Source organism: Litorivivens sp. (assembly GCF_041625495.1).
Classification (GTDB): Bacteria; Pseudomonadota; Gammaproteobacteria; order Pseudomonadales; family Spongiibacteraceae; genus Litorivivens.
The window spans coordinates 1-20,291 of the sequence record NZ_JBFJTH010000062.1 but is presented as its reverse complement, the minus strand read 5'-3'; the positions used below and the strand labels follow the sequence as shown (position 1 = coordinate 20,291).

At 54.4% G+C, this 20,291-nt stretch carries 21 protein-coding genes; 6 read left to right on the top strand and 15 right to left on the bottom strand.

Features of this window, described 5'->3' with window-relative positions:
* The 7 genes from ABYP39_RS09195 to ABYP39_RS09165 form a co-directional block, all read right to left on the bottom strand.
* On the bottom strand, window positions 1-129 hold a 129-nt coding region (locus tag ABYP39_RS09195), incomplete at its 3' end, for a DUF3012 domain-containing protein (RefSeq protein WP_372782181.1).
* An 82-nt stretch (window positions 130-211) separates the two neighbouring features.
* Window positions 212-385: a rubredoxin gene (locus ABYP39_RS09190; RefSeq protein ID WP_372750065.1), complete on the bottom strand. Its 174-nt coding sequence runs from the start codon at window positions 383-385 to the stop codon at window positions 212-214.
* A gap of 135 nt (window positions 386-520) precedes the next feature.
* A complete protein-coding gene (locus ABYP39_RS09185) occupies window positions 521-1,762 on the bottom strand; it encodes a sorbosone dehydrogenase family protein (protein ID WP_372782179.1) in 1,242 nt (413 codons plus the stop codon).
* Window positions 1,763-1,769: 7 nt separating this feature from the next.
* Complete coding sequence (locus ABYP39_RS09180) at window positions 1,770-2,552, bottom strand: hypothetical protein (RefSeq protein ID WP_372782177.1); 783 nt, start codon at window positions 2,550-2,552, stop codon at window positions 1,770-1,772.
* 65 nt (window positions 2,553-2,617) lie between these two features.
* Window positions 2,618-3,919, bottom strand: a complete 1,302-nt coding sequence (locus tag ABYP39_RS09175) for a sodium ion-translocating decarboxylase subunit beta (protein ID WP_372758428.1) — start codon at window positions 3,917-3,919, stop codon at window positions 2,618-2,620.
* A gap of 1 nt (window position 3,920) precedes the next feature.
* Window positions 3,921-5,699 (bottom strand): sodium-extruding oxaloacetate decarboxylase subunit alpha, encoded by a 1,779-nt coding sequence (gene oadA / locus ABYP39_RS09170; protein ID WP_372782175.1) that lies wholly within the window; start codon window positions 5,697-5,699, stop codon window positions 3,921-3,923.
* Window positions 5,700-5,714: 15 nt separating this feature from the next.
* A complete protein-coding gene (locus ABYP39_RS09165) occupies window positions 5,715-5,951 on the bottom strand; it encodes an OadG family protein (RefSeq protein ID WP_372782173.1) in 237 nt (78 codons plus the stop codon).
* A 193-nt stretch (window positions 5,952-6,144) separates the two neighbouring features.
* Between ABYP39_RS09165 and ABYP39_RS09160 the strand changes: the two genes are divergently transcribed.
* Complete coding sequence (locus tag ABYP39_RS09160) at window positions 6,145-7,101, top strand: tRNA-dihydrouridine synthase (protein WP_372782171.1); 957 nt, start codon at window positions 6,145-6,147, stop codon at window positions 7,099-7,101.
* Window positions 7,102-7,113: 12 nt separating this feature from the next.
* On the opposite strand, the gene ABYP39_RS09155 is transcribed toward ABYP39_RS09160, so the two are convergent.
* From ABYP39_RS09155 to ABYP39_RS09125, 7 genes are all read right to left on the bottom strand, one after another.
* Complete coding sequence (locus ABYP39_RS09155; RefSeq protein WP_372782169.1) at window positions 7,114-8,265, bottom strand: diguanylate cyclase domain-containing protein; 1,152 nt, start codon at window positions 8,263-8,265, stop codon at window positions 7,114-7,116.
* Window positions 8,266-9,441, bottom strand: coding sequence for an ATP-binding protein (locus tag ABYP39_RS09150; protein WP_372782167.1), 1,176 nt, complete (start codon window positions 9,439-9,441; stop codon window positions 8,266-8,268). It abuts the gene before it with no gap.
* Window positions 9,434-10,405, bottom strand: a complete 972-nt coding sequence (locus ABYP39_RS09145) for a DUF3369 domain-containing protein (protein WP_372747255.1) — start codon at window positions 10,403-10,405, stop codon at window positions 9,434-9,436. The genes ABYP39_RS09150 and ABYP39_RS09145 overlap by 8 nt, the downstream gene beginning before the upstream one ends.
* A complete protein-coding gene (locus tag ABYP39_RS09140) occupies window positions 10,402-11,991 on the bottom strand; it encodes an ATP-binding protein (RefSeq protein ID WP_372747256.1) in 1,590 nt (529 codons plus the stop codon). The genes ABYP39_RS09145 and ABYP39_RS09140 overlap by 4 nt, the downstream gene beginning before the upstream one ends.
* A 4-nt stretch (window positions 11,992-11,995) precedes the next feature.
* Window positions 11,996-12,511, bottom strand: a complete 516-nt coding sequence (locus ABYP39_RS09135) for a YfiR family protein (protein ID WP_372747257.1) — start codon at window positions 12,509-12,511, stop codon at window positions 11,996-11,998.
* 44 nt (window positions 12,512-12,555) lie between these two features.
* Window positions 12,556-14,355: a TonB-dependent receptor plug domain-containing protein gene (locus ABYP39_RS09130; RefSeq protein ID WP_372782165.1), complete on the bottom strand. Its 1,800-nt coding sequence runs from the start codon at window positions 14,353-14,355 to the stop codon at window positions 12,556-12,558.
* A gap of 290 nt (window positions 14,356-14,645) precedes the next feature.
* Window positions 14,646-15,593 (bottom strand): histone deacetylase family protein, encoded by a 948-nt coding sequence (locus ABYP39_RS09125; protein ID WP_372747259.1) that lies wholly within the window; start codon window positions 15,591-15,593, stop codon window positions 14,646-14,648.
* A 254-nt stretch (window positions 15,594-15,847) separates the two neighbouring features.
* Here ABYP39_RS09125 and ABYP39_RS09120 point away from each other — a divergent pair, with 254 nt between their 5' ends.
* The 5 genes from ABYP39_RS09120 to ABYP39_RS09100 all read left to right on the top strand — a co-directional run bounded on the left by ABYP39_RS09120 (window position 15,848) and on the right by ABYP39_RS09100 (window position 19,993).
* Window positions 15,848-16,594: a LamB/YcsF family protein gene (locus ABYP39_RS09120; protein ID WP_372758160.1), complete on the top strand. Its 747-nt coding sequence runs from the start codon at window positions 15,848-15,850 to the stop codon at window positions 16,592-16,594.
* Between the two features lie 34 nt (window positions 16,595-16,628).
* Window positions 16,629-17,381 carry a 5-oxoprolinase subunit PxpB gene (gene pxpB, locus ABYP39_RS09115; protein WP_372747261.1) on the top strand — a complete coding sequence of 251 codons (753 nt, stop codon included), beginning with the start codon at window positions 16,629-16,631 and terminating at the stop codon, window positions 17,379-17,381.
* Window positions 17,378-18,334 (top strand): biotin-dependent carboxyltransferase family protein, encoded by a 957-nt coding sequence (locus ABYP39_RS09110; protein WP_372782163.1) that lies wholly within the window; start codon window positions 17,378-17,380, stop codon window positions 18,332-18,334. The genes pxpB and ABYP39_RS09110 overlap by 4 nt, the downstream gene beginning before the upstream one ends.
* A gap of 34 nt (window positions 18,335-18,368) precedes the next feature.
* Entirely contained in the window at window positions 18,369-19,178 is an 810-nt protein-coding gene (locus tag ABYP39_RS09105; protein ID WP_372782161.1) for an enoyl-CoA hydratase-related protein, read from the top strand.
* Window positions 19,179-19,243: 65 nt separating this feature from the next.
* A complete protein-coding gene (locus tag ABYP39_RS09100) occupies window positions 19,244-19,993 on the top strand; it encodes a queuosine precursor transporter (protein WP_372747264.1) in 750 nt (249 codons plus the stop codon).
* 62 nt (window positions 19,994-20,055) lie between these two features.
* Here the strand turns inward: ABYP39_RS09100 and ABYP39_RS09095 are convergent.
* Window positions 20,056-20,291 (bottom strand): SDR family oxidoreductase (locus ABYP39_RS09095; RefSeq protein ID WP_372782159.1); only part of this gene is annotated, 236 nt, incomplete at its 5' end.

The window sequence follows — 20,291 nt, the reverse complement described above, 5'->3', positions numbered from 1 at the left end:
TGCAGCTTCGTTAGCGCTCCAATCACCTTTCGGCTTGGCCTTGAGGTCTTCACACCAGGCGTCACTACCGACTTCCGGTGCGCAGCCTGCACACACGGCGACAACTAACATTGCCAGCATTGTCCGTATCATTGTTGTTCTCCGTTTGCCGTTTGTTAACTTCGCCAGTATCGCACGCGCCGAATAGATCAGCGCGTACCGGTTAACAAGTTCAGGCTTCAACCATGTCAAAGTCAAACTTGCTGATACCGCAATCTGGGCACTCCCAATCTTCTGGTACGTCATCCCACTTGGTACCGGCTGGAATACCATCATCTGGAATGCCTTCTGCCTCGTCGTAAACGAAACCACAGATAACACATTCCCACTTCTTAAAATCGCTCATGCCGCTCTCCATTCATCTGGAACCGCTATTGCGCGTAACTCGCAGTTCCGAAAGACATATTTTCATTCCGGGCGCGAGTATACCACCGCATTTACGCTTTTTAAGATTGCATAATCGGCCAAGAGGCTGGTCGCTTCACTCAACGGCGGGGTCGTCCCCCTTCAAACGCAACTGATAGATCGCGCCAGCATAATCATCGGATAAATACAGAGAGCCCTGACTGTCCTCGGCAATATCCACGGGGCGTCCCACCAGCGTTTCTCCAGTCCAGAAACCATCAATCAGTGTTTTTGTCTGCAGGGAACCATCAAGGTTCCAGATAACCTGCTCCAGCCGGTAGCCGTCCAGTTCCGAGCGATTCCAGGAACCGTGCAGAGCCATCAGCGCAGAGCGCGGAAACGCCTTGCGCAGTGTTTCATGCTTCACAAAATGCAGGCCCAGAGGCGTGGTATGGGCGGGAATCCCCAGCAGTGGGTCTTTCGGGTCAAGGCCTGCCGGCAGCTGCTGACCGTAGTCCGGATCTGGGTCACCGTAAGCATTCACATAGGGCCAACCGTAAAAGCCATTTTCAACCACCAGATTCAGCTCATCCACCGGGTAATCATCACCCAGTAGATCACGACTGATATCAGCCGCATAAAGTGCTTTATTCCATGGCGCCCAGTCGAACCCTGTAGCGTTGCGAAGGCCTGTTGCGTAGATCTCGGCATTGCTGCCGTCTGGCTCCATGCGCATCAAGGTACCCCGGCGTGTGTCAGCCTCAATGCAGACATTGCAAGATGAGCCCACATTGAAATACAGCCAGCCATCCGGCCCCTGCGCGATACTTTTGGCCCAATGGTTACCGCCGCCGGGCAGGCCACTGAGCACCCGCTGGAAAGGCCCAACCGTGACACCGTTGGCCTGATCAAAACGGATACGTCCAATCGCATCCTGCTCAGCGATATACAGCCAGTTGTCGATCAGCGCGATACCGTGGGGCATGTTCAGGCCATCGACCAGTGTGACACGGCCCTCCGCGCGACCGTCACCGTCGGCATCGGCCTGCAACAGCACAATATCACCCTTACGCGGCCGCGAAACCAGTACGTCGTTGCGCTCAGAGACTGCCAACCAGCGCGCATTGGGCAGGTCGGCTGCAAAGATGGTGACTTCCAGCCGAGAATCCACATCAAGGGTTGCGCGAAGTAACGACTCCTCCGGTGTATCGATGCCAGAACCGGTGATGGCATTCAATACCACACGAACATCACCAACCTGAGGCGCAACATAGCGCTGATACAGAAATGTTCCTGCAGCAATCAAAAGAACCACAAACGCCAACACATAAACCAGGGCGCCACCCCACTGGCGTTCAACATACATAGTATTTTTCATCTTCTTCTCAAACCGAGGTGTTAAGGGAAAGCAGTACGACAAGCATTTCACCGCCGCGCTGTACAGTCAGCGCAATATGGGAAGCCGCCGCCAATTGTTCATACAATACCGGCACTGCCTTGCCGGACGCCAGTGCTACACCATTGACACCAATCAACTCATCGCCCGGGCGCAGGCCAAATAGCGCAAAAGCGCGCTTATCCGTGCCAGGGTAAACTTTGTAAGCAAGCCTTCCGGAGATTGTAGCCTGCACAACCTTTACCCGCCCCATGAGTGACAGGGGATTGATGTAAAGTCGTGAGTGGTAAGCGCGCGCCACCTGCGTGACCTCCCGATTACGCCGCAGATCCACCAAGGTGGTTCCAGGCACAACTGCCTCGCGCTTTTGACCGGAAGGCTGCACACAGCACAGCAGATGATAGGCGCCATCGCTATTGATCAACACCGCGTTGTCCAAAATCGCCGTTACCCGCGCCTGGCTCTGCGGCAGCACATCGCCTGCATCAAAGACCGCTAGCTGCCGGCCTTCGCGAATACGCGCGCGCGGCTGCTCGTCATGCTCATCAATACCCAACAATTGCGGGGCAATGGCGTCCTGGCCAGCTGTGTCATCCATAAACGTGAAATCCGCATCGTCGGCGAAAAACGCGTCGTCAGTCTCCGTTAGCGGCGCGCCGCCCGGCGACAGGGTACTGCCACGCTGCTCCGTGCGTTCAAACGAAGCCACCAGACTGCCGCTGAGAATGGCCAGCCAAATAACTGCCAGCGCCACATGCTGCCGACTACTCAATCTACTTTCACTCCAGCTACTGTCCTGCCACTGGCAGTGTAAATGTCTTACGCCGCCAGCGGTAGTTAGCCACCCACCAGGGTTATCATGACCCCTGCTGCCACCGCTGAGCCGATAACCCCAGCGACATTGGGGCCCATGGCATGCATCAGCAGGAAATTATGCGGGTTTGCCTCGAGCCCCATTTTATTGGACACCCTGGCAGCCATCGGTACCGCCGACACCCCGGCCGAACCGATCAGTGGGTTTATCGGCTCTTTACTGAGCGCATTCATTAATTTTGCCATTAGCACCCCTGCCGCAGTACCAATACAGAACGCGATCACGCCCAACAGCAGAATACCCAGCGTATTTAAATCCAGAAACTTATCAGCACTTAACTTGGAGCCTACTGATAGCCCGAGAAAAATCGTTGTGATATTGATCAGCGCATTCTGAGCGGTATCGGACAAACGATCCACCACGGAACATTCACGCATCAGGTTGCCAAAACAGAACATACCCAACAACGGCGCTGCATCCGGCAACAGCATGGCCACCAACAACAGGAGCAACAGCGGGAAGAAAATTTTCTCCCGCTTACTCACCGTGCGCAGCTGTACCATCTCGATTTTGCGTTCTTCAAGGGTGGTCAAGGCCCTGACAATGGGCGGTTGAATCAGCGGCACCAGCGCCATATAAGAATAAGCCGCAACAGCGATTGCACCGAGCAGGTCCGGCGCCAGCATACTGGCAACATATATGGCAGTCGGGCCATCGGCTCCACCGATAATGCCAATGGCAGCTGCATCGGCCAGTGAAAAGTCCATCCAGCCAAGAGCACTTAATCCAACCGCACCCAATACCGTCGCAAAAATACCAAACTGCGCTGCAGCCCCCAGAAACAGCGTCTTCGGATTGGCTAACAGGGGCCCGAAATCTGTCATCGCTCCCACCCCCATAAAGATAATCAACGGAGCTGCACTGCTGCCGATAGCCACCTCGTAGAAGTTGTAGAGCATGCCATTATGGTAGCCGGCATCCAGAGCGAGCTGGGTGGCTGCCTGCTTCACGGCATAGTCCGCACTAGCCCAGGCATTGAGCAAGGATTTGCCACCAATATCGTGCACCTGCAGCAGCTCAGCCAGTGCCGCCAGCATCTGCGGATCAGCAGCCCACACCGCATTTTCCAGCGCTGAGTAGGCCAGCCCCGCCGCCGGAATATTAGCGAGAACGCCACCAAAACCAATAGGCACCAATAGCAGGGGTTCAAAGCCACGATTGATAGCCAAATACAGTAGAAGCAGGCAGATCGCGATCATCACCGCCTGCCCCAGCGTCATGTTAGCCAGCCCGGAGTCGAGCCAGAGTCGCAACAGGTTATCCATATCAGCTCAGGTCCAGCAGCACATCGCCAACCGAAACACTGTCACCAACACTTACTTTGACAGCCGCTACAATACCTGAGCGCGGTGCGCGCACTTCTGTCTCCATCTTCATGGCTTCCAGAATTATTAACACATCGCCTTCTGTTACTCGGTCACCGGCTCCGACATTCACTTTAAATATATTGCCCGCCAACGGCGCATTGATAGGGGCGCCCCCGGCCACAGGCGGTGGTTGGGTATTGCTTGCGGCGGAGACCGCACTGACTTCGCCACCTTCTTCCACTTCCACCACATAACGCTTGCCCGAGACCGTTACCGTATACACCCCCGGCTCAGACGCCGGCTTCACCGCAGGTTTATCAGGCTCGTTTTTTTGGGCATCTGGTGCCGGCTCAAAGGCCTCGGGGTTACCGCGATTTTGCAGAAATTTCAGGCCAATCTGTGGGAATAGCGCGTAGGTCAGCACATCATCAATTTCACGCTCACCCTGTTCCAGACGAATCGATTTTTCCTTTGCCAGTGCCCGCAGTTCTAACGTAAGCTTTTCCACTTCGGGTGCCAGCAAATCTGCTGGTCGACAAGTTACCGGCTCCGCCCCCCCAAGCACTTCCGCCTGCAGGGCCTTGTTCACGGGTGCAGGTGTAGCACCGTACTCTCCCTTAAGCACGCCGGCGGTTTCTTTTGAGATAGACTTATAACGCTCACCGGTTAGCACATTGATAACGGCCTGAGTGCCGACAATCTGTGAGGTGGGGGTCACCAAAGGGATATATCCCAGATCTTCGCGCACCGCAGGAATTTCCTGTAACACCTCATCCAATCGCTCGGCAGCACCCTGCTCACGCAACTGATTCTCCATGTTTGTCAGCATACCGCCCGGAACCTGAGCGACCAGTATCCGCGAATCGACACCGCGCAGTGAACCTTCGAATTTGGCGTACTTTTTGCGCACCGTACGAAAATACGCTGCAATTTCCTCCAGCAAATGCAAATCCAGGCCCGTATCACGATCTGTTTCCTGCAGCATGGCCACCACGGACTCCGTAGGCGAATGTCCGTAGGTCATGCTCATTGATGATATTGAGGTGTCGATATTATCAATGCCCGCTTCTATCGCTTTCAGGGCGGTTGCGGTCGACAGGCCGGTGGTTGCATGACAATGCAGATGCACCGGCACCTTCAATTCCTTCTTAAGGCGGTAAACCAGTTCGTAGGCCATAGAGGGTTTGAGCAAACCCGCCATATCCTTAATGGCGATAGAGTCCGCCCCCATCGATGCGATCGTTTTGGCCAGCGCTACCCAGCTCTCAATGGTGTGTACCGGGCTCAGGGTGTAGGCAATGGTACCTTGGGCGTGCTTGCCAACTTTGCGCACTGCGGTCAGTGCGGTCTCCAGATTACGCGGGTCATTCATGGCATCAAACACGCGGAATACATCGACACCATTGTCGGCAGCCCGATCCACAAATCGCGACACCACATCGTCGGCATAGTGGCGATACCCAAGAATATTTTGCCCACGAAACAGCATCTGCTGCGGCGTATTGGGCATCGCCTTTTTCAGCTCCCGGATGCGCTCCCAGGGGTCTTCGCCAAGATAGCGGATACAGGCATCAAAGGTGGCGCCACCCCATGATTCCAGAGACCAATAGCCAACCTGATCGAGTTTTTCTGCGATGGGCAGCATGTCATCCAGCCGAAAGCGGGTAGCCAGAAGTGATTGATGGGCGTCACGCAATACCACGTCGGTAATACCCAGGGGGCGTTTATTCACTGTCATGAGGAAAATCCCTGATCAATGAGAAGAACGTTGTACCTGACGATGCTTATGGATCGCCGCTGAAATAACTGCAAGTGTTTCCGGGGAAGGCTCTGGCGACGGCGTATTGGGCGGAGCATGCTCAGGGCTGAAATGCTGCACCAGCCGCGACATGGTCGCTGTCACCAGAACCAGAACTGTCAGGAACACAAATACTGTGCCCATACCAAATACCATCAGTTCCAGCCCGCCGGCCAATAGACTTGTCGCCACAGCCCCACTCCCTGCTTCAGATACCTACCCGAAGACCAATATTGGATTATCGCCTTTGACAACTCACTCTACCGAGAACAACTTGGAGCGGCAACTGACACTATTTACGCGGGTTTTGTTCAAGCCAGCCATCGGGCTATACTGCGCGCCCTGAAACCCTGCAAACTACCACTCCAGATATCCCCTACAAGCCATGAAAATCTATCTCGCTCCCATGGAAGGCGTCGTCAACGCCCGTATGCGCGCCCTGCTGACAGAGGTCGGCGGGATAGACCGATGCGTCACCGAGTTTGTGCGCGTTACCCGGCAATTGCTGCCACCGCGGGTGTTCTATCGCTACTGTCCGGAACTACACCACGGCAGCACAACACCTGCGGGAACACCAGTGTATCTGCAGCTATTGGGCAGTGAAGCCAACTGTATGGCCGACAATGCTGCGCGTGCAGCACAACTGGGGGCTGCCGGCATTGACCTGAATTTCGGCTGTCCGGCAAAAACAGTTAACAAACACCGAGGCGGCTCAATCCTTCTCGATGAGCCAATGCTGATCCATGACATTGTCGCCACCATTCGCAGCAGTCTGCCGCAGTCGATACCACTAACCGTTAAAATCAGGCTCGGCTATGAAGACAGTTCCCCGCTTCTGGATGTTGCTCATGCGGTTACTCAGGCGGGCGCCAGCGAACTGATCATCCATGCCCGCACCAAAGCCCAAGGCTACAAACCGCCCGCACACTGGGGCGCCATAGCCACCGTGCGGGAACACGTAGGCATTCCTATTGTTGCCAATGGCGAAATCTGGTCAGAACAGGATTACCACCGCTGTCGAACGGTGAGCGGTTGTGACGATGTGATGATCGGCCGCGGACTGCTGGCCCAGCCCGGGCTAGCCAGCCTGTTGAAAGGGCATGTAACAAGCGCCATGCACTGGCATGACACAGTAGAAAAACTGATACGATTTCAGCGTGAACTCCAGCTCGAATGCGTTCCTCGACACGCCTGCTCGCCGCTGAAACAATGGTTGGCCTACCTGAAATTGCACTACCAGGAAGCTGCTGACCTACTGCAGCGGGTGAAACGCATTACTGATGCCGAAACCATGCTCTACGCGCTAAGGGCAGAACAACGACAGGCATTGGCAGCCGCCTGACCGCGACACATCTTATAGCGGTGTATCGAACAATAGCTTTCCGTTGCGCTGGCACAGTAGCTTTAGCGCCGTCACGACACTCTCAACCTCCTCGGAAGAGCGCTGGGCGAGCGCGGGGAAAGGACTGATTGCCTCTACGGTATGGTCAAACAGTGCAACCAGACTGCCGGTCCCGCAGCCAAAATCTGTCAACAGGGTGCGGCATCCCAGCGCGGTGACTTGCGTCAAAAAAAGATCGAGTTGAGCTGTAGACACTAGGAAATCCAATTCAGACACGGCCAGCCAGAGCCGCTGGGGCGGAAAACCTGTTGACCTCAACTGCCGCTCCAGATTTATGATAAATTGACGCGCCTGCACCGATGCAGCACTCACGGGTAGAATCACATTGGCGCGAACATCACCACTAACATTAGCCACTGGATTCTCAAACAATTTATATAGAACCCAGCGATCAACAGATAGTAGCAAGTCCATGGCTCGAATATCGTCGCGAATTGTGTCTAGGGCAACGCGCTGTTTGCCCACCATCAGAAAAGTTCGAGCCATGTAAAACGGATTGTCACCGGCCATTTCCAGCGAATCGATATCAACCTGGAAACCATCATGCAGAAAAGCATGGTGAAAACGTTCTGGCCAGAGTGACGCGCTCTCCTCCTCGCCACCATCCACAGCGGAGAGCTGGCTTTCAACCTCATTGCCGCCCATGGCCTTTGCACGATAAAGGGCATATTCTGCTCGGGCAAAAACAGTATCGCCGCGCTTATCGGAATCCTCTGACTGGGCAATTCCCGCCGATAATGTTAGCGGCACTGATACCTGATCACACTGCCACGTTTTTTTTGCCACCGCCGTCAGCAAAGACTGCGCAAACGTAATTATTTCACCGGCAGATCGATAGGGGCACAGTATTGCAAACGCATCTTCCCCCAGATAATACAGGGTGTCTCCCTCCAACAGCTGTGAGGTCAACACCTGCCAGACGTGATGCAAACACCGGGCGCCGCCCCGCTCACCGTATACCTGGTTGACCAAACGAAAGCGATCTATATCCAGCACGATGACACAGTGCGTTTTTGTTCCGAACGTTGTGGCACGTAGAATGCGGTCCAGTTGCGCAAAAAACGCAGTTCGCTGAACTTCCCCTGCGTTCATCGCTTTATTCATTTACGCAACCACAGGCAGTGTCAGCCTGACAGATGTACCAACACCGTGCTCACTGTCGACGGTGATGTCGCCACCGTGCCAGCGCACGATCTTGCGGCAGATATTCAGACCAATACCACTGCCTGCCGGTATACTCTTGCAATTGTCACGTTTGAACAGGGAGAACACCTGACTGCTCTCAGCCTCGTGCATGCCAGCGCCGTTGTCAGCGAAAGTGATGCGCCACACATCGTGATCGCGCACCGCACTCACATCAACCTGTAAAGGCCGGTTGCTTCGAAACTTAATGGCATTAGACAGAAGGTGGTGAAACAATTGCTTGAGCTGCCGCCGAGATCCGACAACCGTCGGCAGCGGTGTTGCCGTTATCTCCGCGCCAATCTCTTCCAGTTCACTGGAAAAGCTTTTACAAACCTGTTCAAAAACATCGCGCAAAGAAAGTGGTGTGCGCAACTCGTTGTATTTTCCGCTTTGCACGTACCGCGCGAGTTCGTGAATGTTTTGATGCAGGTCAAGAGCCTTATCAACCAGCGTTTTCGTCTGTTCGCGCTGCGACGTCGACAGCTGCGCATCCAGTTCCTGCGCCAGATTCTGCGACAGAGCCACCAGCTCAGCCGCTGCTCTGAGATAACGCGATGAAGTAATTTCAGACAGGGTTTCCAGCTCGCCGACGACACCAACCAGTTGCTGTCTGCTGCGTGCCAGCGCCATCATGTCCCGATACGAGGCCAGTGCTGTATATACCACTGAGTACAAGCGATCTTGGGTAAGCTCCGTCTTCGCTCGATAGTCGTTGATGTCATATACTTTCAAAACCTGACGTTCAGGCGCCATGCCCGGTTGCCCTGTGCGCAGTATAATACGTACAAAGCTGTTTCCCAGTTCCTGCCTAACAAACCGCGCAAACTGAAGCCCGGCATCATCCGTTTCCATCACCACATCGAGCAGAATAAGCGCGATGTCCGTGTGCTCCACGATTTTCTCACGCGCCTGCGCGGCCGAATACGCACTGATAAATTCGAGCTTTCTATCCGCCACGGAGAAATCTGACAAGGCAAGGTAGGTTATACGGTGAACTTCGTCTTCATCGTCGACTACCAGAACTTTCCAGGGCTCCGCATCCGGCGACTGAGGAACAACGTCTGACTCAGGCGCTAGACGCAGTAAATCATTCATTGAGAAGTTCCTGATAGCGCTCTATTAAAAGCAATTTATGGTGTGCAATAGCAACATTGCGCGCGAATAACTCTACAATCGTGCGATCGGCAGTATCGATGGGGTGCTCGCCGGTAATATACAAGATATTCCGTGCCGCCCCATCGGCGTTATAACAGGCTACAAAATAATCGGCACCAAATACCTGTTCATATTCATTCTTCATCGCGTCTTCAATCCGCTGTCGAACCAGCGGATGTTTGTCGTCCAGATCGACTTCATCCTGAACACCCGCGAACTGTCCGGTCGATGCTACCACCTGAATGTGACCATTGGGCTTTTCAAGTGCCAGCCCCGAGCTACTTAAGACCAGAAAATCCTGCTCAAGATAAAGCAAGGCAGCCAACTGCTCTATGACACCTTGAGCAAAGCCGTCGAAGGTATCGCGGTCAAACAGATCTGCCGATGAGTCTATGACCTTGACAAGGCCCTTGCGATTGCGGTCCAGCGCAACCAGATCGCGATAACTGGTCAAGCTGGTGTAGACGCAGGTAAAAAGCTTTTGGCGGGTAAGTTCGGTCTTTTCCTTGTAGTCATTGATATCGTATTCAGTAATGACCTTGTATTCGGGCGCCTGTCCCGGTTGCCCAGTGCGCAATACGATTCGCACAAACTGATTGCCAAGCTCATTGCGGATCTTGTGGACACAATCCAGTCCGGCGGTTTCTGTCTCCATGACAACATCCAGGAGGATCAGCGCAATGTCATCGCGTTGCCGAAGCATGTCAATCGCCTCCGCGCCGCTGTAAGCCGAATGGATCTCCAGCGGACGCCCGCAGCATTCGAAACCATGCATTGCCAAACGCGTAACTGTGTGGATTTCCTCATCATCATCTACGACCAGAAGATGCCAGGGTCGAGTTGGCACATCTCCGTCCCTACCCCGGTCATCACTGGCCAGTCGGAGTGCATCGCTACTACTCATACAGCAGCCTCCTTCACAGATACCGTTTTCGGCATGCGTATCATGGCGTGAACGCCCTTACCGGGCTCACTCTCCAATTTGATAATGCCGTTCAACTGCTGGGTGACAAGATTGTAAACGATATGCATACCCAGCCCGCTGCCGCCGGCGCCACGCCGCGTGGTAAAAAACGGGTCGAATACGCGTTGCAGATCCGTAGTATTGATACCGACACCATCATCACGATAGTGCAGAATAATTTCTTCACCCAGATCTTCCACCACTACAGACAATTCACCTGACGTGCTATCCGGATAGCCATGAACCAGTGAATTCATGACAAAGTTGGTGACGATTTGAGATAACGCCCCCGGATAGCTATATAAATTGAGCTCTTCGGGCACATTCAACGAGACCTCAAGGTGAGTCTTCTTGAGCTTCGGCCGCAAACTCAGAAAGACCTCGTCGAGATAGTCTCTCAGGTTGAAAGTTCGTACTTCACTGCTGGTCTGATCGACCGCTACTTGTTTAAAACTCTGAATCAGACTCGCAGCGCGGTTGAGGTTAGTTAGCAAAATGCTGGCTGATTGCGTCGCTGTGCCCATAAACTTGCGTAATCCGCTGTCCGTGAGCTTGCCATTCTCATAGGCCGCAGACGTTTCCTCGGTTGCACCCTGCAGGGTCGAGGCTGCAGTCACGCCGACACCGATCGGGGTGTTTATTTCATGAGCGACACCAGCCACCAGACTACCCAGCGACGCCATTTTTTCCTGGTGAACCAATTGATCCTGTGTTTCCTTCAACCGCGTCAAGGTCGCGTTCAATGTCGCATTGGCCTGCTCGGTTTCAGCCACCCGCTGCTCGAGCTCTAGACGGGCTTTTTTCAGATCATCATCTCGAGTCTGAATCTGTTCAAGCATGGCATTGAAACTGTCAAAGAGCGTGCCGATCTCATCGCCAGCGAATTTCTCAGCTCGAATGCCAAAATCGCCGCCAGACGACACCTCCCGGGTAACTGCGACAAGACGATGTATGGGATCTTCAATCAAGCGACGAAAAAACGTGGAAAACACCACAGCGATAAAGCAACTAACTACAACCATGCCCAGAGATATTGTACTGGTGGTACGCATTGCCGCCGACAGGTCGGCCGTTGAACGGCTTAGAAAGACGTATCCCACGCGCTCGTCACCGGCTACGACCTCTTGGGTCTCGAGAATATATCCAGGCATTTGCTCAGGCACCTTATCCAGTACCGGAGGGCACGGATTGGAAGGATTTAAAGCACGATACTGTGCAAAAAGAGGAAAGTTCAATTCGGCGCGCTCGTAAATACAGGCTTGGTCCAACTGCGGCATCGCTTTAAGCGATTCCAGCAACTGCTCAGCAGCAAGTTCGTCGCGGAACGTCAAGGCCGCCGATACGTTATTGGCAAAAATACTGGCAGTGGCCGACAATTCATTCTTTGCGCGCGCCTTGAGATCAAACCAGCCATAAACAACATTCACTGACGTAATCAACACCACAACGACCATGCTAGTAACAATAATGGCCAATAGAATTTTTCGGCTTATGGGCAATACACTGAGACGATCTAACACTCGCACAGTGTCACCTCACAACCCGTTGCGCGAGCGATAACAACTTGCTACTGATGTGAATGCTTGAGGTGCTTGCCCGTCGCTCATTAACCGCGAAACGTATACGGCCGTCGACAATCATCAAGCCAATCATGCCGTTTTCGTCAATAAACCGATCACCCTCACCCACTACCACCAGGGGATACTGGCGAGCCTCGTCAAACCAATCTGGGTTGCGCTGCGCAGCCTCCTTACTGACGTACCACAAATGACACTGCGCCAATGCGCGACGGTCCGTCACATAGTAAAAGTCGATCGCCCTGTTTTGCGTACTCTTGCCTCTCACCACCTGCCGCACAACATTGGCATCTTGTAAATCTGCGGTAACACAAAGATTGAGGCTATCGCTGTCTGCGTCAAACGATACGGCCGGCCACTGTATGAATTTGGTGAAGTTGTACAAAAACGCCGCCTTCACGCCAATAACCATATCTTCCGAATGGGCAGGTTGACCGGCCAGCAGCAAGACGACCAGCACACCGAGCATGCGCCGTCTCTTGAACATTCTGTGTAGGCAACTATAGCATCTCATCAAAAATTCCATGTCGCCTGAAACTGGATACTGCGTGGTATTTCTACAATTCGATTATCCGCTGCGAACTCGGCATGCTGACCATCAAATAGATTGCGTCCAGTCAGACCAAGTGATAAATCCGGACTTGCCTGCCACTGCAGGCTTGCATCAATTGCATCGTAGCCGTCAATCGCCAAATCAGGGAGATGACTGACGTTACGGTACCGCACATCCAGGTTCCAAGTCGGTGAGATGGCCCAACTCACGCGTAGCAGCCCCTGATGACGGGGATCATTGCGGTTGGCATTGGCGATACTGGTGTCAGTGCTGCCACGTTCTGCCTCAAAATCGATATGGTTATAGCTATACGCCGCCTGTGCCAGCAATTGTTCGTGGGGTTGCCAGTTGTAGACGACTTCGACGCCGCTACTGTGCCCTTCACCTTCATTGGAAATTAACGCCGGGAACGAAGCGCTATCAACACCTCGTAATTTGTCGTATTCGTTATAAAACACAGCAATATCAATATTACTTCGCACAGAAAAGCTCTTTCTGTAACCAAATTCCCACGCGACGAGTTCTTCAGCGTCAAATTCGTCACTACCGCGAATGATGGCTATGCCAGCAGGCGCGGGCGCGGGCGCGTAAATGACAAAGTCTTCATCTAATCGCGTAGGAATACGCACAGCACGTGATACCGCCGCCCACCAGGTCGTGTCGGAATCGGGGGTCCAAGCCATGCGCAGCGAAGGCTGAACCTCCAAGCCTGAATAGTCATTACGCTCTGCTTTAACGCCCGCTGTCAGCTTGAGTCGCTCCGCAATGAGATCGTAGGTATCCTGAATATAGATATCCAGCGTTTCATCGGTGGCCTCGGCAGGCACAAACCCCAGCGAATTCAGATTCGGTGAGTCGATATCGTCGCGGGTAACTTGGTAGCCGCCGCCGACCACCAGTACATGCCGTTCGCCCGGATAAAAATAGCCTCTGGCCTCGGTTTCAAAGGTTTCACGCTGCTCGGTAAAGAGTCCGGGAATATCGTATTCGCTCTTTTCTATAAAGGCACTGATTTCATATCGCTCCCGCCCCTGCTCTGCCAACGCATACCGCGCCATCAGGAAATCGTTTGCTTGCTCTTCGTCACGCCCCCCCACCCGATCAACTCTATCGCGGTAGGTCTCCCCCCACAACGCCAGTGTCGATTCACCGACAATGTTAAAGTCAGCACGAAAGCCGGCCCGTGACGACCGATAGGAATCATCGGCCACCACACCTGTTCGCTCGCGATAATCGTCTACCTTATCAGTGCGAACATAACCGCGGACAGCACCGTTTTCCAAGGCGTAACCACCGCGCACTGAGGTCGTGCTATCACCGGTATTCGCCATCGTCGCGGTCAATGAATGGCCAATGGTGTCGTTTGCTGATTTGGTCACGATATTGATAACACCGTTCACCGCATTGGCACCCCACAGCGCGGCACCCGGACCACGAATAACTTCTATGCGCTCAATATCCGTCAGCGGTACGTTGTGCTTCTGCCAATACACGCCTGAAAACAACGGTGTGTAAAGACTGCGACCATCCATCAACACTTCCAGCTTGTCAGCCAGAGTTGAATTGAATCCACGAGCAGTCACCGCCCAGGTGTGAGCATTGATCTGCGCGACGGTCACGCCCGGTATCAACCGCAAAGCGTCAGGCAAACTGGTGACTCCGGAGCGAAGGATGTCGTCGCCGGTAAGCACATGAATTGCAGCCGCTGCTTTACGCCACGGCTCACTGGATTTACTCACAGAAAAGACATCGATTTCCATGAGCTTTTCAAGGGAAAGCTCGGCAAGCGCATCCAAAGATGCCCCACTTGCTATCAGGTGATGTCCTGCCGTCACAGGCAATGGCGACAAAACAGAAAAACCTATCACTGAGCAGATTAGACCTTTCCGGAACGACGACTTACCCAGATCGGGCACAAGAGTTTTACGGCAGCACCGCGAGCTATTTGACAGCAACGTTTTCGACCTAATGTCAGACGGTTTGACACAGTGTGTGTCGACCTATCAATTTTCGTAATCCGTGATTGTACTGAGTAAGTTTAGCCGCAAACTCAGGTGCTTGCGCAAACATCAGCCAACGCGACCAGATGCGACTCAACGCTCTCGCCAAGTACCGCTTGGTTATAGCCCCCCTCAAGCAATGAAAGCACCTGACACTTTGGCTCTCCTGTAAAACCCAATAGAAGCCGCGTCAACTCGCCAAAATCCTGGCTATCCCAGTGCAAACCACCCAAGGGATCATCCTTGTGCGCATCAAAGCCGGCCGAAAAGATAATCCACTGCGGCCGATGGGCCGCAAGGGCCGGCAGCCACACCCGCTCCATTTCACGCAGGGCTACCGCTCCACGAGTACCCGCCTCCAGCGGGGTATAGATCAGATTGCCAGCATCCAAATCAAGCCGCCGCCCGGGATAAAATGGGTGCTGATAGCTCGAACACACCAGCGTATCCGGGTCGTTACAAAAGATATCAAAGGTGCCATTGCCATGATGTACGTCAAAATCCAAGATAGCGATACGCTGCACGGCATAGCGTTCACGCAGGTAGGCAGCTGCTAGTGCTGCATTGTTAATAAAACAAAAGCCCATGGCGGAGTCATATTCGGCGTGATGCCCCGGTGGGCGAACTGCGCAGAACCCAGCGCCCACAGTGCCTGCAGACACCAGATCAACTGCGTGTAATACCGCTGCACCAGCATACTCCGCCGCCTTGAGTGTGTCGCAGCATAGGGCGGTGTCCGCGTCCAGCCACGTCAAGCCGTGCGATGGCACACTCTCTGTTAATGTGTGCACTAGCGAGGGGGAATGCACCTGCGACCACAGCGCTCGCACCGGTGCACGCAGCGACGCAGGAGGTTGCTCCCAGCGCAGGCTATCGCCCAGCTCGCTGCCCTTTAGATGATTCACAATGGCGCGCAACCGTGCCGGTGCCTCTGGATGCTGGGAACCCATGCTGTGATCGAGACACGCTTCATGAGAAACAATTGCAACACTGCCCATCACTACCCCCGCAACAAACTTAACCCTGTCTGCTCGTGCTAACAGTGTAGACAGAAGGCATTGATAATGAAAAAGAGGGGCGCGAGGCCCCAGCGGAAACTCTGGATAGGGTGAAACTGCTCGGTTATACGCTAGTTGTACAGCGTCCGATCAACGCTTGGTAGAAATTCTTCGGTACAAACGGTGGGGTGGACGCGTCAGCTATGGTAAATTTTCATAAATTCCCTGAACTTGGCAGTCTCTGCTTATCCGACGTGACAAGTATTATTGATATCAATTGCGACCTCGGCGAAGGCATGGGGTCTGACGCCGAACTGCTGAACATTGTAACCAGCGCCAATATAGCCTGCGGTGCCCACGCCGGCGACCCGCAAACCATGCAACACACCCTGATGCTCGCCAAACAGCGAGGCGTCGCCGCTGGCGCACACCCTGGCTATCAAGACAGAGAAGGCTTTGGCCGCAGACCGCATAGTCTTTCTGATCACGCCATGGTCAGCCTGGTGCAGCAACAAATTGAGTCCCTGGCAGAAATGGCGGACGCGATTAACTATCCACTGAGTCATGTGCGTGCGCACGGCGCCCTTGGCAACCTGACCGATGCCGACGAAAAGGCGGCCACCCTGCTACTGGATGCGATGGCACAGCGACCGCTGGCGCTGATGACGCTGACAAACTCGGCAGCCCAGCGTATCGCACAGCAACGCCATCGGCCGGTGGTCACCCAGTTTTTCGCCGACCGGGCGTATGATGATAACGGCCAACTGGTGGCGCGCTCTAAGCCGGACAGCGTGCTGCACGATGAAAAGGAAATCGTCCAACGGCTGTTAACGGCACTGGATCGCGGAATATTGGTGACGTATACGAAGCGGGAAATCCCAATTGCCTTTGATTCAATCTGCGTGCATGGCGATACACCAAACGCCCTGTCGCTGGCAGAAAAAATCCGCAAGGTGCTCGAAGATAGTGGCGCAAAGGTGCGCCCGTTTGTCGAGCATTGAATACGCTACATGCGGGCAAGGAGCCCCCTGAATCATGAGTCAGACAGCACAACGCTATACCACCCCCTGTTACTCTCCGGTTGGCGACGACGCTATGCTGATAGAGCTTGGCAGCGGCATTGATCCTGCAATCAATGAAGCGGTACTACAACTGGAATCCCATATTCGCAAGCTGGCGATAAACGGCGTGGTGGAAACCACTCCGGCGTATGCATCATTGCTACTGCACTATAATCCGGACGTTGTGTCGTTTGCAGCTCTGCAAGAAACCGTCAGCACCATTCAACTGAACGAGCTGTCTATGTCACGGGAAAGCTGGCTGTGGCAGATTCCAGTCTGCTATGGTGGCAAACACGGTGTCGATTTAGACTTCGTCGCCGAATACCACCACCTGACCACCGCCGAAATCATCCGCTTACACAGCAAACCCCGCTACCGTGTCTACATGATCGGTTTTGCTCCCGGCTATACTTATCTCGGCGGCCTGCCCGAGCAACTGCACACACCACGCCGGGAGAACCCGCGCCTGCACACACCCTCAGGCAGTATTTCCGTTGGCGGCATGCAAGCGCTGATTGCCGGCGTGGCGATGCCCAGTGGCTGGCAATTGCTCGGGCAGACGCCGGTTGCGACCTACGCACCGGATCGTGATCCGCCCTTTCTAATTACTGCGGGCGACGAAGTACAGTTTCATCCGGTCAATACTCATGAATTCAAACGAATGACCAAAGCCGTGGAGAAAGGCGACTGGGTTGCCGAACGCGTTGCGATGGGGGAACCCGCATGACACACGGACTTCTGGTACTGCAGGCCACTGCCGGCACAACTATTCAGGATCTTGGACGGGTCGGCTACCGCCGCTATGGTGTAACTCGCAGCGGTGCGATGGACCCGGTTGCACTGCAGGTTGCCAACTGCCTGGTAGGCAACCCGTTCAATACCCCCTGCATCGAATTCAGTGTGGGCGGTGCCGACTTTCGCGTTACCAGCGAATCACTTCGCTGCGCCTTTCACGGTGGCGACTTTCAGTTTGCCCTCAACGGCATGCCTGCTCCCATGTCTACCAGCCTGCATCTGCGCAAAGGTGACATCCTCAGTATCGGCGGTGCACGCAAGCGCATACGTGGGTATCTCGCTGTAGAGGGCGGATTTGTGCTCGAGCCAGTGCTGGGAAGCTGCGCAACCCACACCCGCTCCGCGCTGGGTGGCATTGATGGTGCCGCACTGGAAGGTGGCCAGGAGCTCGAATGCGTGACAAAAGAGGCACCGAAACGAACCGAGCTATCGCTGCCCTATTCCGCGTTTCCAAAGTCCCGGCGGCTGTTTCGTGTCATTCTTGGGCCACAGGCCGACCGCTTTACTGACGACGGCATTTCCACATTTTTAGAAAGCGCGGCCTTCCGTATCGACAAAGATTCCGACAGTGTTGGCTACCGGTTGACCGGTCACCGCATTGAATATATCGGCGATGGCAATATCGTGTCAGATCCGGTGGTGCCCGGGTGTATTCAGGTGCCCGCCAGCGGCCACCCTCTGATCTTGATGGCCGACTGCCCTACCACCGGCGGCTACCCGAAAATAGCCACGGTCATCTCCACCGATCTATCAGAACTGGCCCAACTCCCCCCCGGTGCTGAAGTAAGCTTTCGCGCGGTGAGCCTTGAAGAAGCGCACACTGCACGCCGCACGCAACAGCAGTGGCTCGCCGAATTACCGAAGCAGCTGATTGCGTTAAACTGACCCCCAAGCAAACCCACACTAGCCAGAGGTACCCATGTCGCTACCCCAACTCACCGATGCCACCCTGCGTCTTGAAGACCGCTATGCCGTGCTGACTTTTGAACGCGACGATGTGCGCAACGCGCTGACCGGCACCGCGCTGGTTGACGATATCTGTGCCGCCATTGAGTGGGCCAACCACAGCGACTTGAATTGCCTGATCATCACTGGCGCCGGCAAGGGCTTCAGCTCCGGCGGCAACATAAAAGAGATGGCGGACAAAACCGGCATGTTCGGTGGCAGTCCGATGCAGATCTCCGATAGTTACCGCCGCGGCATTCAACGTATGAGCCGCGCCGTGTTTCATGCCGAACTTCCTTTGATTGCCGCCGTCAACGGCGCTGCCGTTGGCGCCGGATTTGATCTGGCCTGCATGTGTGACATTCGCCTTGGCTGCGAACACACCCGCTTTGGTGAAACCTTTATCAATCTCGGCATCATTCCCGGCGACGGTGGGGCTTGGTTTCTGCAACGCCTTGTGGGCTATCAACGCGCAGCTGAACTCACCTTTTCCGGTCGTCTCATCGATGCTGAAGAAGCGATGAAACTCGGCCTCTTACTGGAGCTGGTAGACAGCAGCGAACTGCTGGCAAAAGCCGAGGCTCTGGCTCAGAGTTTTGCCAAGCAACCACCTCAGGCTCTCAGAGCGAGCAAGCGTTTGATGAAAATTGCCCAGCGCCAGGAACTGAACGATTTCCTGGACCACTGTGCCAGCGTGCAGGCAGCCTGCCACTACAGCGAAGACCACGGCCTAGCCCTGAACGCTTTTATCAATAAGGAATCCGCCACCTACAGCGGACTATAAAAACCCGATTAGCGCGGCCTAATCAAGCCCAGTAACAAAACCCATAAACAAAGCGGATATTACCCGTGCAACTGACCGATGATATCGACCTGATTAGCCGTCGCCGCGAGCAAGTTTACCTCCTGCTCGCCGGTTTCTTTCTTTGCTCCATGACCCTGCTGAATATCATCGGCATTACCAAATTCGTGCAACTGGGGCCCATGGCATTAGCGGTGGGCGTACTGCCTTATCCGCTAACCTTTCTGTGCACAGATCTGGTCAGCGAACTCTACGGCAAACGACGCGCCAACTTTATGGTCACCGTCGGCCTCATCATGAATGTCTTTGTTATTGTCGTACTCAGCATCGGCAACTGGCTACCAGCCGTGGCAATCGACACCCAGCCGCCCTGGCAAATATTGCAGCTGGCCCAGCAGGTAACCACTCCCAGCGGAGCCAGTGTTACGGGTTCAGTAGAGCTGTATTTTCTGATTTACGCCACCACCTCCGGCGCGGTCATCGCGTCGATGCTGGCGTACGTCGCAGCACAGTACTGCGACGTACACCTGTACCATTTCTGGAAAAGACTCACCCACGGCAAGCATCTTTGGCTGCGTAACAATTTCAGCACGCTAATCAGCCAGGGCGTGGATTCTTTTATGGTGATTAGCGTGACCTTTGGGGCGGCGTTTCTGGCAGGAGCCATGAGCCTGCAGCAAATGCTGTTACTCATGGGCAGCAACTATCTGTTCAAGTTTTGTGCGGCACTGGCCGACACCATACCGCTCTATATCGCCGTGCATTACCTGCGTCGGTATCTACACATCAATGCCTGACCTGCGGCCTGCACGTCAGGCCAGGTATTATTGACCGATAAGTCCCTGCGGCAAACAACCTATCAGTGTTCTATCTGCCCCAGATTGGCGTGTAAAACAGCGCCATTAATTACCGGGTTCTGCGCTGCAAACCACAGCGTATTGGCGATCTCCTGGGGTTGAATCAAACGCCCTTGCGTAACACCGCCAGCAATGGCATCCAGAATCGCGGGATCATGCCCCAAATGCTCGCGCAGCATTTCGGTATCGGTGAAGCCCGGACACACGCACGCCGTGTGAATACCACTACCGGCCAAAT

Excerpts from the sequence above, each read along its gene's own strand:
- ABYP39_RS09190 (WP_372750065.1), bottom strand. The coding sequence starts at position 385 with ATGAGCGATTTTAAGAAGTGGGAATGTGTTATCTGTGGTTTCGTTTAC.
- ABYP39_RS09125 (WP_372747259.1), bottom strand. The coding sequence starts at position 15,593 with ATGGGCAGTGTTGCAATTGTTTCTCATGAAGCGTGTCTCGATCACAGC.
- ABYP39_RS09135 (WP_372747257.1), bottom strand. The coding sequence starts at position 12,511 with ATGCTCGGTGTGCTGGTCGTCTTGCTGCTGGCCGGTCAACCTGCCCAT.
- ABYP39_RS09130 (WP_372782165.1), bottom strand. The coding sequence starts at position 14,355 with ATGGAAATCGATGTCTTTTCTGTGAGTAAATCCAGTGAGCCGTGGCGT.
- ABYP39_RS09185 (WP_372782179.1), bottom strand. The coding sequence starts at position 1,762 with ATGAAAAATACTATGTATGTTGAACGCCAGTGGGGTGGCGCCCTGGTT.
- ABYP39_RS09150 (WP_372782167.1), bottom strand. The coding sequence starts at position 9,441 with ATGAATGATTTACTGCGTCTAGCGCCTGAGTCAGACGTTGTTCCTCAG.
- oadA (WP_372782175.1), bottom strand. The coding sequence starts at position 5,699 with ATGACAGTGAATAAACGCCCCCTGGGTATTACCGACGTGGTATTGCGT.
- ABYP39_RS09175 (WP_372758428.1), bottom strand. The coding sequence starts at position 3,919 with ATGGATAACCTGTTGCGACTCTGGCTCGACTCCGGGCTGGCTAACATG.
- pxpB (WP_372747261.1), top strand. The coding sequence starts at position 16,629 with ATGAGTCAGACAGCACAACGCTATACCACCCCCTGTTACTCTCCGGTT.
- ABYP39_RS09105 (WP_372782161.1), top strand. The coding sequence starts at position 18,369 with ATGTCGCTACCCCAACTCACCGATGCCACCCTGCGTCTTGAAGACCGC.
- ABYP39_RS09145 (WP_372747255.1), bottom strand. The coding sequence starts at position 10,405 with ATGAGTAGTAGCGATGCACTCCGACTGGCCAGTGATGACCGGGGTAGG.
- ABYP39_RS09110 (WP_372782163.1), top strand. The coding sequence starts at position 17,378 with ATGACACACGGACTTCTGGTACTGCAGGCCACTGCCGGCACAACTATT.
- ABYP39_RS09155 (WP_372782169.1), bottom strand. The coding sequence starts at position 8,265 with ATGAATAAAGCGATGAACGCAGGGGAAGTTCAGCGAACTGCGTTTTTT.
- ABYP39_RS09160 (WP_372782171.1), top strand. The coding sequence starts at position 6,145 with ATGAAAATCTATCTCGCTCCCATGGAAGGCGTCGTCAACGCCCGTATG.